Origin of the sequence: Burkholderia sp. D-99 (genome assembly GCF_011605345.1) — a bacterium.
Classification (GTDB): domain Bacteria; phylum Pseudomonadota; class Gammaproteobacteria; order Burkholderiales; family Burkholderiaceae; genus Burkholderia.
On record NZ_JAAOXM010000003.1, the window covers coordinates 22,678 to 38,715 of the forward strand.

Consider the following 16,038-nt stretch of genomic DNA (forward strand, 5'->3'; position numbering starts at 1 on the left):
GCGACAATTTGCCCGAGGGCCATCGATTTTTTAAAGATGTATCGTATGTGCATGTTTAACGGAGAACGAACATGACCCACATCACCGCTGACCAGATGGCTCGCGTGAAGGCCACTGCCCCTGTCCTCGCCGTGCACGGCGCGACGATCACGAAGCACTTCTACCAGCGCATGTTCGCGCGCCATCCGGAACTGAAGAACCTGTTCAACCAGACGCACCAGAAGACCGGCAGCCAGCCGGAAACGCTCGCGAAGGCCGTTTATGCGTATGCGGCGAACATCGACAATCTCGGTGCGCTGGGCGGGGCGGTGTCGCACATCGCGCACAAGCACGCGAGTCTGAACATCCGCCCCGAGCATTACCCGATCGTCGGCGAGAACCTGCTCGCGTCGATCGTCGAAGTGCTCGGCGACGCGGTCGACGCCGACACGCTCGAGGCATGGCGCGTGGCGTACGGCCAGCTCGCGCAGATCCTGATCGGCGCCGAGGCCGACCTGTACGCGGGCGCCGCCTGGAGCGGGTTCCGTCCGTTCAAGGTCGCGCGCAAGGTGCGCGAGAGCGACGAGATCACGTCGTTTTACCTGACGCCCGCCGACGGCGGTGCTGCGCCGACCTTCGAGCCGGGCCAGTACGTCACGGTGAAGCGTTTCGTCGGCGATCTCGGTGTTGACCAGCCGCGCCAGTACAGCCTGTCCGATGCGCCGCACGGCAAGTGGCTGCGCATCTCGGTGAAGCGCGAAGCCGGCAAGCCGGAAGCCATTCCGGCCGGCAAGGTGTCGACGCTGATGCACGACGGCGTGGAAGAGGGCGCGATCGTCGAGGTGACTGCGCCGATGGGCGAATTCTCGCTGAAGCGTGGCGTCGGGACGCCGGTCGTGCTGATCTCCGGCGGCGTTGGCCTGACGCCGATGGTGTCGATGGCGTCGACGCTGGTCGAGGAAGGCAGCCCGCGTGAAGTGCGGTTCGTCCATGCATGCCGTTCGGGCGCGGTGCATGCGTTCCGCGACTGGCTGAACGACACGGTGCGCACGCATGCGAACGTCAAGCGGACGGTGCTGTACGAGCTGGTCGGCCCGAACGATCGCGTCGGCATCGACCACGACATGGAAGGGCGCCTCACGTCGGAACGCGTGCAGCACTACGCGCTGGTGCCGGACGCCGACTACTACGTTTGCGGTCCGATCGCGTTCATGAAGGCACAGCGCGATGCGCTGGTCGCGCTCGGCGTCGCGCCGGAACGCATCAACACCGAGATCTTCGGTTCGGGCGCGCTCGAGTGATGCCCGCACGCAAGACGTGCGATTCATGAAAGAGCCCGGCGCGAGCCGGGCTTTGGTTTTGTTTCGCACAGAGCGTCATGCGCGCAGCATCAGCGTGGCGTGGTAGCGCCATATTTTTGCATCGGCGCTGATGAGCGGCATGCCTTCATGGAGTGCCTGAGCGACCATCACGCGGTCGAACGGATCGGCATGATCCGGAAAATCCGGCAGTGCGGCGACGCCTTCGACGTGATCGCTGCTGATCGGCAACTCCGCAAAGCCTGCGAGTCGGAATGCCGAACGTGCATCGCGCGGATGGACCGGCAGATTGCCTTTGCGGTATTTGATCGTAATTTCCCAGATGGACGCGGCGCTGACGTACAGCGTGTTTTCGGGATGTTCGATCAACGCGGCCGCAGTCGCAGAAAGTTGAGGCGCGCCTTCGGCCGCTCATAGCGCGATGTGCGTGTCGAGCAGCAGCTTCACGGGGCGAGTCCCCGTTTCGAGCTGGCATCGAAGTCGGCGGCGATCGATTCATCGCCGGCATTGAATGCCTCGACGGTCGTCGGGATGTTCAACCCGGCAAGCAACTGACGGGCTGCACCGATCCGCTTCGGCGCGGCATAAGGAACGATCCGGGCGACCGGATGACCGTTACGGGCGATGACGACTTCGGATTCGCGCCCCAATTCAAGCGCTTCGACGAGGCTTGAGAGCCGCGACTTGGCATCATGCATGTTGACGGTCGGCATGGGCGTTCCCTTGGTTAGCTAGGTAACGTTAGCTAGTCCAGCAGAGCGGCGCGACGACCGCAGGCTGGCCGCATGGCCAACCCGTCGCCGGGCGGGGCCATGTGGCCAGCCGGTTCGCGTTCGTCAGTTGCCGCTGCCGCGCGTGACGCGGCGCGCCTTCACCGATTCCGCGAGGCCTTCGAGCACCTTCACGCTGTCGTCCCACGCGATGCACGCGTCGGTGATGCTCTGGCCGTAGGTCAGTTCGCAGCCTTCCTTCAGGTCCTGGCGCCCCTCGACGAGATGCGACTCGATCATCACGCCGACGATGCGCGCGTCGCCGGCCGCGATCTGGCGGCCGATGTCGGCGCAGACGGGGATCTGGTTCTCGTGCTTCTTCGAGCTGTTCGCGTGGCTCGCGTCGATCATCAGGCGTGCGGCGAGGCCGGCCTTGCCGATGTCCGCGCAGGCGGCGTTCACGCTGTCTGCGTCGTAGTTCGGCGCCTTGCCGCCGCGCAGGATCACGTGGCAGTCCTCGTTGCCGGCCGTCGACACGATCGCCGAATGGCCGCCCTTCGTCACCGACAGGAAATGGTGCGGCTGCGATGCGGCCTTGATCGCGTCGACCGCGATCTTCACGTTGCCGTCGGTGCCGTTCTTGAAGCCGACCGGGCACGACAGCCCCGACGCGAGCTCGCGGTGCACCTGCGATTCCGTCGTGCGCGCGCCGATCGCGCCCCACGAGATCAGGTCGGCGATGTATTGCGGGCTGATCATGTCGAGGTATTCGGTCGCGGCCGGCAGCCCCATCTCGTTGATCTGCAGCAGCAGCTCGCGCGCGGTGCGCAGCCCTTCGTTGATCTTGAAGCTGTTGTCGAGGTGCGGATCGTTGATGAGGCCCTTCCAGCCGACCGTCGTGCGCGGCTTCTCGAAGTACACGCGCATCACGATTTCCAGTTCGCCCTTGAAGCGCTCGCGCTCCTTCGCGAGCCGGCCCGCGTACTCGATCGCCGCCTTCGTGTCATGGATCGAGCACGGCCCGACGACGACGATCAGCCGGTCGTCCATCCCGTGCAGGATGCGGTGCATCGACTCGCGCGAGTTGTAGATCAGCTCGGACGCGGCTTCGGAGCACGCGAATTCACGGATCAGGTGGGCGGGCGGCGTCAGTTCCTTGAGTTCGCGAATGCGGACGTCGTCGGTGTTGTGCGGGGGCATGCTGTTTCTCCTAGAGTTCCGGGCGCCGTTCGATCAGTGGGCGTGCGGCAGATTCATCAATTCAAGCGATTCAGTGGTTTCGGTCGGGGCCGCGGGACCGCTGCGGCGGCAACCGGGTGGCGAAGGGCGAAAAAAAACCGCCGGGTTCGCCGGCGGTTTTTTCGGGAATTTCGGTTGCGCTTTACGCGCCATCAACCCTCTCGATCCGCCAGCGGTCTGAGATACCAAAAAAAGTAAAAATAAAACTTGGCGGACATGACGGAGATTCGGTTCGTCAAAAAAGTTGATTCGGAATTTATACCCCGTCGCCGGGCGGCTGGCAACCGGGAAACGTCGAAAATGCGGACATTCCGCGCGTTTTCTTCAAAATGCGCGAAATGTCTGCGTTGCGATGCGGTTATGCCGTACCGCCGACCGTCATCTTGTCGATCCGAAGGGTCGGCTGGCCGACGCCGACCGGCACGCTCTGGCCTTCCTTGCCGCACACGCCCACACCCGTGTCGAGCGACATGTCGTTGCCGATCATGCTCACGTATTTCAGCGATTCGGGACCGCTGCCGATCAGCGTTGCGCCCTTGACCGGGTAGGTGATCTTGCCGTTCTCGATCATGTACGCCTCGGATGCCGAGAACACGAACTTGCCGTTCGTGATGTCGACCTGGCCGCCGCCGAAGTTCACCGCGTACAGGCCGTTCTTCACCGACGCGATGATTTCCTGCGGATCCTTGTCGCCGTTCAGCATGTACGTGTTCGTCATGCGCGGCATCGGCAGCGCCGCATACGACTCGCGCCGCGCGTTGCCGGTGACCGGCATCTTCATCAGGCGTGCGTTCAGCGTGTCCTGGATGTAGCCCTTCAGGATGCCGTCCTCGATCAGCGTCGTGCACTGCGTCGGGTTGCCTTCGTCGTCGATGTTCAGCGAGCCGCGGCGGTTCGGCAGCGTGCCGTCGTCGACCACCGTCACGCCCTTCGCGGCGACCCGCTCACCGATCCGGCCCGCGAATGCCGACGAGCCCTTGCGGTTGAAATCGCCCTCGAGGCCGTGGCCGATCGCCTCGTGCAGCAGCACGCCCGGCCAGCCCGGCCCGAGCACGACCGTCATCGCGCCGGCCGGCGCGGGGCGTGCGTCGAGGTTCACGAGCGCCGCATGCACGGCGTCGTCGACGTAGCGCGACAGCACTTCGTCGGTGAAGTAGCCGTAGTCGAAGCGGCCGCCACCGCCGCCGGAGCCGATCTCGCGGCGGCCGTTCTGCTCGGCGATCACCGTGACCGATACGCGCACGAGCGGGCGGATGTCGGCCGCGAGCGCACCGTCGCTGCGCGCGACCAGCACGACGTCGTATTCGCCGGCGAGGCCCGCCATCACTTGCGTGACGCGCGGGTCGCGGCCGCGCGCCATCTGTTCGATGCGCTCGAGCAGCTTGACCTTGGCCGTCGCGTCGAGCGACGCGAGCGGATCGGACGGCAGGTACAGGTCGCGGCCCGAGATGCCCTTCAGCGTCGTAGCCGCCTTGATCTTCTGGCGGCCGCCGCCGGCCGCCGCGATCGCCTTGGTGGCCGCGGCCGCCTGCGCGATCGCTTCCGGGGACAGGTCGTCCGAGTACGCGAACGCGGTGCGGTCGCCCGCGACCGCACGCACGCCGACGCCCTGGTCGATGCTGAAGCTGCCCGATTTGACGATGCCTTCCTCGAGGCTCCACGCTTCGCTGCGGGTCGCCTGGAAGTACAGGTCCGCGTAGTCGACGCGATGCGTGAAGATGTCGGCGATCGTGCGCGTGAGCAGGCTTTCGTCGAGGCCGTACGGCGTGAGCAGGATGTCCTTCGCCAGCGCGAGGTTGCGGATGCCGGGTTCGATGATGTTCATGCGGATATCGGGGTTTCTCAAAAAGTTGTCGGGTGCTTCTGGGCAGATGGGTTGGCCGCGCGGCGTTTCAAGCGGCGCGGCGAATTCAGGTCAGCACGCGGTGCCGCCACGCGGGCAGGCTCTGGCGAACGTCGGCGATGCGCTGCGGATCGATCGCGCCGAGCACGACGCTTGCGCCCACGTCGCGAACCGCGACGATCTCGCCCCACGGGTCGATCAGCATGCTGTGGCCCCAGGTGCGCCGGCCGTTCTCGTGCTTGCCGCCTTGCGCGGCCGCGAGCACGTAGCACTGGTTTTCGACGGCCCGCGCGCGCAGCAGCATTTCCCAATGCGCGCGGCCCGTCGTATACGTAAACGCTGACGGTACGACGATCAGCGCGCAGTCGCCCATCCTGCGATACAGCTCCGGAAAGCGGAGATCGTAACAGACCGACAGGCCGACCCGCCCGAACGGCGCGTCGAACGCGACGACCGACTCGCCCGCGCGGATCGTGCGCGCCTCGTCGAACGACTCGTCGCCTTTCTCGAAGTTGAACAGGTGGATCTTGTCGTAGCGCGCGGCTTCGTTGCCGGACGGATCGAACACGAGCGTCGTGTTCAGCACGCGATCGGGCTCGGGCGCCTTCAGCGGCAGCGTGCCGCCGATCACCCAGATGCCGTGGCGGCGCGCGGCGTCCGCGAGGAAGCGCTGGATCGGGCCGTCCTGATACGGCTCGGCGAGCGCGAGCTTGTCGGTGTCGCGATGGCCCATGAAGCAGAAATACTCGGGCAGCAGCACGAGCTGTGCGCCTTCGCCGGCGGCTTCCGCGATCAGGCGGCGCGCTTCGGCGAGATTGCGTGTGACGTCCGGCGTGCTCACCATCTGCAGCGCGGCGACCCGGAAGGGTGTGGCGGAACGGGTGTGGTCGGTCATCGCGGGATCGGTTGCATCATAAATGGGGTGCGGCCCGGCGCCATGCGCGGCTCAATGATTCGGGTTCGCCGCATCGGCCGGACCGTGATTCATCTTACCCTGATCGCCCCGCACCCGCTCGATGTGCGGGTGCGCCCACGAGCCGGTGATCGTGTAGTCGAGCGCGAACGCGCGCGACAGCGTCTCCGATAGCGCGTAGTTCGCGGCCAGCACGCCGACGCCGAGCAGCGGGTTGATGATGGCCGCCCCGATCGCGGCTGCGCCGGCGCTGATTTTCGGCGCGACGTGCGCATGCAGGTCCTGCGTCTCGGTGCCGAGATCGACCGCGCCGCGCACGGTGACGTTCGCCGGCCCCGTCATCATCGAGAAGTCGTCGGTGCGGGCGATCCCGTTCGAGATCTGGCCGGTGCCCGTGATCTTGTCGAACGGCAGCCCCTTGCCGATCACGTCGCGGAAATTCAGCGTCAGGAAGCGCGCGAGGCTCTGCAGGCTCAGCACGCCGAGGAGCTTCGCCGCGCCCGGATCGACCTTCAGGATCTGGCCGTGTTCGAGGTCGAGCGCGATCTGGCCGCCGAGCGACGGGAAGTCGAGCGCGGTCGGGCCGCCGCGCCAGCCGACCTTGCCGGTGACCGTGCCGTGGCCGTCCGCGAGCGTGCGCGGCAGGCCGACACGGTCGAGCAGTGCGCCCGCGTTATCGATGTCGAGCTTGAAGTCGAACACGGTGCGGCGCGGCGCATCGTTTTCATCGGTGCCGCGGGCGAGCGCACGGCGCGACGTGCGCCAGTTGCCGGTCGCCGTCAGCTTCGCGGCCGGGTTCGACAGCTCCAGCTTGTCGAGCTGCCAGACCGGCGTGCCGGCTTCGTCGATATTGCGCGCGTTGACGACGAGGCGGCCGATGTCGTGGTTGCGTGCGACGACCTGGTCGACGATCAGGTCGATCGACGGCATCGGGCGGTCGGTCGGCGTCGGCAGGTTCATCGCGCGGCCGACGAGGTCGTGCTGCGCGCTGTCCGGAATCACGAGCTTCGCGAGGCGCGCGTTCAGCACGCCCGCACCATTGTGGCCGCCACCCGGCGCCCACGACAGGTAGCCCGACACCTGGTTCGACGCGATGTTCGCCTGCCAGAGCTCGTCGACGTGCGACGCGCCGACGATCACGTTTTCCCAGTTGCGCTTGAGCAGCTTCAGCGTGCCGAAATGGAACGCGAAGCGCTTCGGCGCGAAGCTCGCGACATCGACGCGCGGCGCGGCCTGCGGCTCCTGCGCGCGCGGCGTGTCGGGTTTCAGCGTATGGGCAAGCGCGAGCCACGCATCGGCGTCCAGTTCGTTGACGTCGACGGCTGCGCTCACGCCGTCCTGCGGCATGTCGGGCATCCGGTGGACGCCGATCGCGCCGCGCACCGCGCGCAGCGGCTGGCCGCGCGTGGCGTCGAGCAGGTAGGTCGCGGATACGGGGCCGAGCGTCAGGTCGGCGTGCTCGAGGCGCTTGCCGTCCGCCTGCGGCGCAGGCTGCAGCGTGAAGCTGAACGGCATCGGCGTGCCGGCCGCCTTCGCGAACGGTGCGGGGAAGTGCAGCGCGACACCGGTCAGGTCGGAATGCGCGCTGATATCGGGCAGGCGGCCCGGCGCGCCGCGCACGTCGACCTTGTACGGGGCGTCGCCGACCACGTGCTCGAGCAGCGCGGCCGCCGGGCCGTGCAGATTCAGGCCGCGCGCGGCGTCGAGCGCGAGCCGGCCGTCGACGTTCACCGTGTACGGGCCGTGCGACTGGAAGTTGCCGTTCGCGCGCACCGGGCCGCCGAGGAAGCGTCCCGACAGATCGTGCAGCGACGCGCCGGCCTCGGTGAACCGGACACTGCCGCGCAGCGCGGACAGCGGCGGCACGCCGCTGGTCGTCAGCGTGTTGCCGCCGAACGCGAGCGCGCCTTCGATGTGCGTGTGCGGATGCGCGACGTGCTGCGGAATCGTGATCTTGAGCGCGAGCGACGCCGGCCCCTGCGCATCGATCCGCTGGCCGATATGCCCGCTCATCGTGCCGAGCGAGCTGTTGTCCGCGTAGTCGATCAGGTCGGCCAGCGGGCCCTGCGCATGGCCGTCGATGATGAGCGGCGAGTGGGTCGGGTTGCCGAGATCGTCGATGCGGCCCGCGACCTTCGTCAGCGCGACGCGCTTGTAGTGTGCGCGATCGATGTCGAAGCGCAGCTTGTTCTGCGTGAGCTCGAACACGCCGTCGATTCCGTCGAGCGCCGGCCAGACGCTCGGCGTGCCGTTCGCGAGCTTGCGCGGCGGATACGGCGTCGGTTCGAAGCGGCCGCCGGTGAACGGCGCGACGATGTGGAACACGCCGGCGTCCGGCTCGTGTTCGAACGGGAATTTCTCGAGCGGGCCGTGGGCGACGATCGATGCGCCCTTGGTCACCTGGCCGTCCTGCAGCGCGTGGCCGAGATAGTCGCGCAGGTGTTCGGACATCCCGGTCGGCAGGTAGCGCGGAATGCGTGCCACCGACGCGCGGGCGAAATCGGCGCGCAGGTCGAGCGTGCCGCGGCCGTGGCCGGGGTTCGTGTACGAGCCGGACACCGCGATTTCGGCATCGGGGTTCGAGACGAGCAGGTCGGGCAGCGTCACGTCGACGCGCGCGTGCTTGTCGCCGGGCGCGGGCGTGATCGCCCATTTGACGTTGCCGCGCAGCCGGTCGAACGTCAGGCGCGGCTCGTCGAACTCGCCGGGCACCGTGACGGCCGCGTTGACCGTGTCGAAATGCGCGCTGCCGCCCGTCTCGCTCGCGTCGACGCGGCCCCACAGGTTCTCGACACCCGGCCATCCGGCCCGCGGGTGGCCGCGCGGCGAGAGCCCGGGCGGCGGCTCCTGCGCGGCGAAGCTGATGCCCTGCAGATCGGCGAGGAAACGGTAGCGGACGATCGGCGCGGCGCCCGTGCGCCGCTCCTCGTCGGCGAGTTCGGCCCGCGCAGGCTTCGCGCGTTCGACCTCGATGTGATAGTTCGACACCATCCCGCGCGGGTCGATCCTGATCAGCTCGTTGCGCAGGCGCGCCGGCAGCGGCAGCCCGCGAATGAACTCGCTGAGGATGCCGAGGTCGACGCGGTCGCCGACGATGCTCAACAGCTGCCCCTGGCTGGCGGTCGGTACACGGTAGCGGGCCGTCAGCGTCGACAGCGCGAGCGAGCGGGCGAGCGGTGTGCCGTCGGGTAGCGGCGGCTGGCCGAGCTCCGCGTTGAAGCGCGTCAGGTGCAGCGTGTAGTCGTGGCCGGCATCGAGCTGCATGTCCCAGCCGAAGCCGACCGTCGGCACGTCGAGCCGCGGCTGCGTCGGGCGCACGCGCAGCGCGACGTCCGCGCCCTGCAGGTCACCGCCCGCCGAATGCAGGTGGCCGTCGCTGAAGGTTGCCCAGATCGCGTTGTCGATCCGTCCCGCGTGGATCGTGAGCGGCATGTCGAGGTAGCGCCCCAGCGTCTGCAGGTCGACCGGGCCCGTCGACAGGTATGCGTCGCCCGTCCAGTTCGACGGCTTGCCGACCGGTGCGAGCGGCTTGTGCGTGAAGCGCGCGCGGAAATCGAGCGGGCCGAGCAGCAGCGTGCCGTTCGCGGGCGCCTGCAGAGCGGCCTTGTGCACGCGGCCGTCGTTGAGCACCGCGAGCCGGATGCCCGACAGCACGAGCTCCGGTGCGTCGTGCTGCGCGTCGTGCTGCGCGTCGCGCCAGCGCAGCGTGCCGCCGCGCAGCACGATCGCTTCCTGCTTCAGCAGCCACGTGCCGAACGTATCGTTGCCGCCGTGGGTGGTTGCCACGCCGACGCCCGCGATGCTCAGCGAGCCGTCGGCCGCGCGCGCGACGACGAGGTCGGGCTGGTCGACGACCAGGCTCGACAGCGCGGGCGACAGCCGCAGCAGCGACATCCACGACAGCGCGGCGGTCGCATGCGGCACCGACAGCGCGACCTTGCCGTCGCGGCCGCGGATCGTCAGGTTCGTGAGTTCGACGCCCGGCTGCATGCCGGACCAGTTCGGGGAAAGCTTGCCGATCGAAAGCTGCGCGTGGAGCTTGTCGGACACCGCGCGCTCGATGCGCGGGCGGAATTCGTCGATGCGGGGCAGCAGTACGTAGCGCAGCCCGAGGAACGCGCCGGACGCGACAAAGTAGGTGCCGATCCCGACTGCCAGCGTCACCCTGAACACGCGACGCAGGACCGGATGATCGTGCTTCGGAGGTCCCGCTTCGGGCGCAGCTACGGCGGATTCCTGACGGTCGGACATGCGGCGGACGGGCGGCGATATGGTAGTTTTGCAGACTGACGTTGAAATGTATCACACGGGTTCGTGCCGGCGGCCGTTGCGGCAGCGCGGCACGGGCTTTCCGGCGCGCGGTTTCGCGACGGACGCACGTGCGTCCCGCGATGCCGCGCCGAGTTCATGAGGCCGGTCGGCAGCGGGGCGCGCACGCGCCGGCCCGCGCCGGCCGGCCTTTCCGCCAGGCCCGCTTCTCGATGACCGACGCTTCCGCCCTGATCTGCACGTCCTATTCCCGTTACCTGGCCCGAGCGGCCGCCGCGCGACCCGCGCTCGCCGACCAGGTGGCCGCGTGGGCTGCCGCGCCGCTCGGTCGCGCGCAGCTCGACGCGCGCCTCACTGAACTGCTCGCGACGCCGGCCGGCACGGCCGCGCCGACCGAGGAGCAACTGAAGCGCGCGCTGCGGCAATTGCGGGCCGAGGCGTTCGGCGCGGTCGCGGAGCGCGACCTGCGCGGGCTGGCCGACGTCGCCGAGGTGACAGGCGCGATGACCGATCTTGCCGAAGTGGCCGTGCAGCGCTCGCTCGCGCTGCTGTCGGCCGAGCTCGAGGCACTGTACGGCGAGCCGCGCGGTGCCGACGGCCAGCGCGTCGTGCTCGGCGTGGTCGGGATGGGCAAGCTCGGCGGCCGCGAGTTGAACGTGTCGTCGGACATCGACCTGATCTTCGTCTACGAGGACGACGGCGAGACGACCGGCGGCACGCGCGCGCCGCTGTCCACGCAGGAATACTTCACGCGGCTCGGCCGGCGCCTGATCGGCGTGCTGTCCGAGGTCACGGCCGACGGCTACGTGTTTCGCGTCGACATGCGGCTGCGCCCGAACGGCGATTCGGGGCCGCTCGTCTGCAGCCTCGGGATGCTCGAGGAGTATTTCTACGTGCAGGGGCGCGAGTGGGAGCGCTATGCGTGGATCAAGGGGCGGCTCGTGTCGGAAGGCGACAGCGATGCGGCGCGACGGCTGGAGTCGCAGCTCGAGTCGATCGTCAAGCCGTTCGTGTATCGCCGCTATCTCGACTTCGGCGTGATCGGTGCGATCCGCTCGCTGCACCAGCAGATCCGGCAGGAAGCCGCGCGCCGCGCGTCGATGCGCCCCGACAAGGCCGACGACATCAAGCTCGGGCGCGGCGGGATTCGCGAGATCGAGTTCAGCGCGCAGGTATTCCAGCTGATCCGCGGCGGCCAGGATGCGGAATTCCGCGTGCGGCCGACGCTCGCGGTGCTGCGCCATGCGCAGGCGCGCGGGCTGATCGGCGAGGACGTGCGTGCACGCCTGTCCGATGCTTACAACTTCCTGCGCACGCTCGAGCACCGGCTGCAGTACCGCAACGACGCGCAGACGCACGCGATGCCGGTCGAACCGGATGAACGCGCGGCGCTGGCTGCGTCGCTCGGTTTTGCCGACTATGCGGTGCTGATGACGGTGCTGGACGGCCACCGGACCTTCGTCGAGGCGCAGTTCCACCAGATTTTCGCCGACAAGGTGAGCGGTGCCCCGTGTGCGGCCGGCGACGACACGGCAGCCGCGTGGATCTGGAGCGGCGCGCTGGCCGACGACGGCGAGGACGACGCGCTGGTCGCGCGTCTCGACGGCCTGGGCTTTGCCGATCCGGCCACCGTGCTCGCGCGGCTGCGCGCGATCTGGCAATCGTCGCGCTACACGGGGCTGCCGGAAAAGAGCCGGCAGCGCTTCGACAGCGTCGCGCAGCGGGCGCTCGACGCCGCGCCGAAGATCGATGCCGCGCGCCGCGACGACACGATCGTGCGCCTGTTCGACCTGCTCGAGACGGTCAGCCGGCGCGGCGTCTATCTCGCGCTGCTGACCGAATATCCGGCCGCGCTCGACCGCGTGCTGTCGGTGCTCGGCGCGACGCGCTGGGGCGGCGGCTACCTGATCCGTCACCCGCAGCTGCTCGACGAACTGCTCGACGACGAGGCGATCGCGAGCCCGTTCGACTGGCCCGCGTTCAAGGACGCGCTGCGCGCGCGCCTCGCGGCGGCCGACGGCCCCGAGCAGCAGATGGACCTGCTGCGCCATGCACAGCACGCGGAGGTGTTCCGGATCCTGCTGATCGACCTCGCCGGGCAACTGTCGGTCGAGCATGTGAGCGACCGGCTGTCCGAGCTGGCCGACGCGGTGCTCGACGTGACGATCGAGGTCGTCTGGTCGCAGCTTGCGAAGCGCCATCGCGACGTGCCGAAGTTCGCGGTGATCGCATACGGCAAGCTGGGCGGCAAGGAGCTCGGCTACGCGTCGGATCTCGACCTGATCTTCCTGTACGACGACCCCGACGAGCGCTCGGCGGACGTCTACACGACCTTCACGCGGCGGCTCATCACGTGGCTCACCACGGCGACCGGTGCCGGCGCGCTGTTCGACATCGATCTGCGACTGCGGCCGAACGGCGAGGCCGGGCTGCTCGTCACCGATCTCGATGCGTTCCGTCGCTACCAGCTGCGTGAGGGCGATGCCGCGAACACGGCGTGGGTGTGGGAGCACCAGGCGCTGACGCGTGCCCGCTACAGCGCGGGTGATGCGCAGATCGGCGAGGATTTCGAGGCGATCCGCCAGCAGGTGCTGACGACGCCGCGCGACGGCGGCGTGCTCGCGAAGGAGATCGTCGACATGCGTGGCAAGGTGTTTGCCGGCCATCCGAACCAGACCGAGCTGTTCGACCTGAAGCACGATCGCGGCGGGATGGTCGACATCGAGTTCATCGTCCAGTACTGGGTGCTGCTGCACGCGTCGAGCGACGCCGAGCTGATCCGCAACACGGGCAACATCGCGCTGCTGCGCGAGGTCGCGCGCTTCGGGCTAATGGGCGAGGACGAGGCCGAGCGCGTCGGCGCGGCATACCGGAAGTACCGGAAGCTGCAGCACAAGCTGCGGCTCGACGGGATGGAGAAGGCGCGGGTCGATCCGGCCGTGGTGGCCGACGAGCGGGCAGCCGTGACGGCGCTGTGGACGCGCGTGTTCGGGGCGGTTGAAGCGGACGTTTGAATCTGTCGTTTGAATCCGCTGTTCGGATCCGGCGTTCGAATCGGACATCCGATTCGACGGGGCAGGGCCGGCGGGCGCAAGCGACCGCTTCCTGCGAAAAAAGACCGGCGCACGCGCCGGTCTTTTTGCATTCGATAAACGGGTAACGGGCAGCCGCGTCAGGCCGCCAGCATTTCCTTCGCGTGCTTGCGCGTCGTGGCCGTGATCTCGAGCCCGCCGAGCATGCGCGCGACTTCCTCGATCCGGTTGGCGCGGTCGAGCGCGACGACCGTCGACACCGTGCCGCCGCGCTCGTCGGCGCCCTTCGCAACCTGGAAGTGGTGGTCGCCACGCGCGGCAACCTGCGGCAGGTGCGTCACGCACAGCACCTGGCGATCGCGCCCGAGCTGGTGCAGCAGGCGGCCGACCACTTCGGCGACGCCGCCGCCGATCCCCGTATCGACTTCGTCGAAGATCAGCGTTGGCGTCGGGCTGGCCGCGCTGGCGATCACCGCGAGCGCGAGGCTGATTCGCGCGAGCTCGCCGCCCGACGCAACCTTCGCGAGCGGCCGCAACGGCACGCCGGTGTGCCCGGCGACCCGGAATTCGACCTGCTCGAGCCCGTGCGGGCCGCCGTCGGCGAGCGGGACGAGCGCGACTTCGAAGCTTCCGCCCGCCATCGACAGTTCCTGCATGCCGGTCGTGACGGCCGTGCCGAGCGCCTTGGCGGCCTGCGTGCGCGCCTTGGACAGATGCCTGGCGTCGGCGAGATAGGTTTCCCGCGCCTTGGCCTGCGTCGCCTCGAGCGCGCCGAGATCGGCGGCCGCATCGAGCTCGGCGAGCTGCGCGCGGCGTGCCGCGTGTTCTTCGTGCAGCGTGTCGGGCGGCAAGCGGAACTTGCGGGCGGTCGAGTGCAGCGCATCGAGGCGCGTTTCGACCTGTGCGAGCCGTTCGGGGTCGAGATCGACGCGCTGCGCATAGTGCGACAGCGAGTAGACGGCTTCCTGCAGCTGGATCTCGGCCGGTTCGAGCGACGCGAGTGCGTCGCCGAGCGTGGTGTCGTAGTCGGCGAGGCTGCGCAGCTTCGACACGATCGCGCCGAGCTGCGCGAGCATCGCGTCATCGGCCTCGGACAACGCGTTGAGTGCGCCACGCACGCCTTCGATCAGGTTCGCCGAATGCGACAGGCGCTTGTGCTCGTTGCTGACTTCGTCCCATTCGCCGGGCTGCGGCGCGAGCTTGTCGAGCTCGGCGAGCTGCCAGGCGAGCTTTTCGCGTTCGAGCTGCAGCTCGCGCTCGTGCGCCTTCGCGGCCTCGATCGCCTGCGTCGCGTCGCGCCACACGCGCCACGCGCGCGCGACGTTCGCCGCATCGGCGACGAGCCCCGCGTGCGTGTCGAACAGCTCGCGCTGCGCGTCGGGCCGCATCAGCAGCTGGTGCGCGTGCTGGCCGTGGATGTCGACGAGCATTTCGCCGAGCTCACGCAGCTGCGCGAGTGTCGCGCTGGTGCCGTTGATGAACGCGCGCGACCGGCCGTTCGCATCGATCACGCGGCGCAGCATCACGGTGTCCTCGGTGTCGAACGCGTGTTCGTCGAGCCAGCGCGCGACACGGTCGTGCGGCGTGAATTCGGCGGTGATGTCGGCGCGGCCGCAGCCGGTGCGCACGACGCTCGCGTCGGAACGTTCGCCGAGGGCGAGGGCGAGGGCGTCGATCAGGATCGATTTCCCGGCGCCGGTTTCACCGGAAAAGACGGAAAAGCCGCTGTCGAATTCGAGATCGAGCGCGGCGACGATGACGAAGTCGCGGATCGAGAGGTGGCGGAGCATGGTGTCGGGCGGAGTGGCGTCAGGACGCCTTGTCGTCTTCGTTCGAGGCGTGTTCGTTCCAGTGCAGCTTCTTGCGCAGCGTCGAGAAATAGCTGTAGCCGACCGGGTGCAGGAACGGCACCGTGTGCTTCGAGCGGCGCACCTCGATCGTGTCGTTCAGCTCGAGAGCGGTGAACGACTGCATGTCGAAATTCACGTTGACGTCGCGCCCGCCGACGATCTGGATCGCGATTTTCGAATCGTCGGGCAGCACGATCGGCCGGTTCGACAGCGCGTGCGGCGCGATCGGCACGAGCACGATACCCTGCAGCTGCGGATGGAGGATCGGGCCGGCCGACGACAGCGCGTAGGCGGTCGAGCCGGTCGGCGTGGCGACGATCAGGCCGTCCGAACGCTGGTTGTACATGTACCGGCCGTCGACCGATGCGCGCAGCTCGACCATCCCGGAGAAGCCGCTGCGGTTCACGACGACGTCGTTGAACGCGAGCGCGTGGTAGATCGGTTCGCCGTCGCGCATGATCCGGGCCTCGAGCAGCGAGCGCTCCTCGCGCTCGAACTTGCCCGACAGGATCACCGGGACGAGCGCCTGCATGTCGGCCGCCGCGATATCGGTGATGAAGCCGAGCCGCCCGTGGTTGATCCCGATCAGCGGTGTCTTGTACGGCGCGAGCTGACGGCCGATGCCGAGCATCGTCCCGTCGCCGCCCAGCACGACCGCCACGTCGGCGCGTGCCCCGATTTCGGCCGGTGTCAGCGCCGGGTAGCCGGTGATGCCGATCTCGCGCGCGGTCTCGCCTTCGAAGACGACCTCGAAGCCCCGCTTGGCGATGCAGGCGGCCAGCGTGGCGAGCGGCTCGACGATGTTGGGCGTGTTGCTCCGGCCGACGAGCGCGACAGTGTTGAACTGATTACCGGTTTTCATGCCGGCATTACACCATAGCTCG

The 16,038-nt window shown here is 68.4% G+C and carries 9 protein-coding genes and 1 pseudogene; 2 read left to right on the forward strand and 8 right to left on the reverse strand.

Annotated features, from left to right (window positions below; genetic code table 11):
• The first annotated feature begins 71 nt into the window (after positions 1-71).
• The gene (gene hmpA / locus HAV18_RS14090) at positions 72-1,280 is read left to right on the forward strand and encodes an NO-inducible flavohemoprotein (protein WP_166956834.1); all 1,209 of its coding nucleotides are present in this window, start codon (positions 72-74) and stop codon (positions 1,278-1,280) included.
• A gap of 75 nt (positions 1,281-1,355) precedes the next feature.
• On the opposite strand, the pseudogene HAV18_RS14095 reads toward hmpA, so the two are convergent.
• The 6 genes and pseudogenes from HAV18_RS14095 to HAV18_RS14120 form a co-directional block, all read right to left on the reverse strand.
• Positions 1,356-1,745 (reverse strand): annotated as a pseudogene (locus tag HAV18_RS14095) (type II toxin-antitoxin system VapC family toxin).
• On the reverse strand, positions 1,742-2,011 hold the full coding sequence (locus HAV18_RS14100; RefSeq protein WP_166956836.1) for a type II toxin-antitoxin system Phd/YefM family antitoxin: 270 nt from the start codon (positions 2,009-2,011) through the stop codon (positions 1,742-1,744). Before HAV18_RS14100 ends, HAV18_RS14095 begins: the two are co-directional and overlap by 4 nt.
• Before the next feature lie 123 nt (positions 2,012-2,134).
• Positions 2,135-3,208, reverse strand: a complete 1,074-nt coding sequence (gene aroG, locus HAV18_RS14105) for a 3-deoxy-7-phosphoheptulonate synthase AroG (protein WP_166956838.1) — start codon at positions 3,206-3,208, stop codon at positions 2,135-2,137.
• Between the two features lie 397 nt (positions 3,209-3,605).
• Positions 3,606-5,072, reverse strand: coding sequence for a metalloprotease TldD (tldD, locus tag HAV18_RS14110; RefSeq protein ID WP_166956840.1), 1,467 nt, complete (start codon positions 5,070-5,072; stop codon positions 3,606-3,608).
• An 85-nt stretch (positions 5,073-5,157) separates the two neighbouring features.
• Positions 5,158-5,985, reverse strand: a complete 828-nt coding sequence (locus HAV18_RS14115) for a carbon-nitrogen hydrolase family protein (RefSeq protein ID WP_166956842.1) — start codon at positions 5,983-5,985, stop codon at positions 5,158-5,160.
• Positions 5,986-6,036: 51 nt separating this feature from the next.
• Positions 6,037-10,254: a YhdP family protein gene (locus HAV18_RS14120; RefSeq protein WP_166956844.1), complete on the reverse strand. Its 4,218-nt coding sequence runs from the start codon at positions 10,252-10,254 to the stop codon at positions 6,037-6,039.
• 230 nt (positions 10,255-10,484) lie between these two features.
• Here HAV18_RS14120 and glnE point away from each other — a divergent pair, with 230 nt between their 5' ends.
• Positions 10,485-13,286 carry a bifunctional [glutamate--ammonia ligase]-adenylyl-L-tyrosine phosphorylase/[glutamate--ammonia-ligase] adenylyltransferase gene (gene glnE, locus HAV18_RS14125; protein WP_166956846.1) on the forward strand — a complete coding sequence of 934 codons (2,802 nt, stop codon included), beginning with the start codon at positions 10,485-10,487 and terminating at the stop codon, positions 13,284-13,286.
• Positions 13,287-13,444: 158 nt separating this feature from the next.
• Here the strand turns inward: glnE and recN are convergent, their stop codons facing one another.
• Both recN and HAV18_RS14135 read right to left on the reverse strand, forming a co-directional pair.
• Entirely contained in the window at positions 13,445-15,094 is a 1,650-nt protein-coding gene (recN, locus tag HAV18_RS14130; protein WP_166956848.1) for a DNA repair protein RecN, read from the reverse strand.
• A gap of 19 nt (positions 15,095-15,113) precedes the next feature.
• Complete coding sequence (locus HAV18_RS14135) at positions 15,114-16,016, reverse strand: NAD kinase (protein ID WP_166956850.1); 903 nt, start codon at positions 16,014-16,016, stop codon at positions 15,114-15,116.
• Between the last annotated feature and the right edge of the window lie 22 nt (positions 16,017-16,038).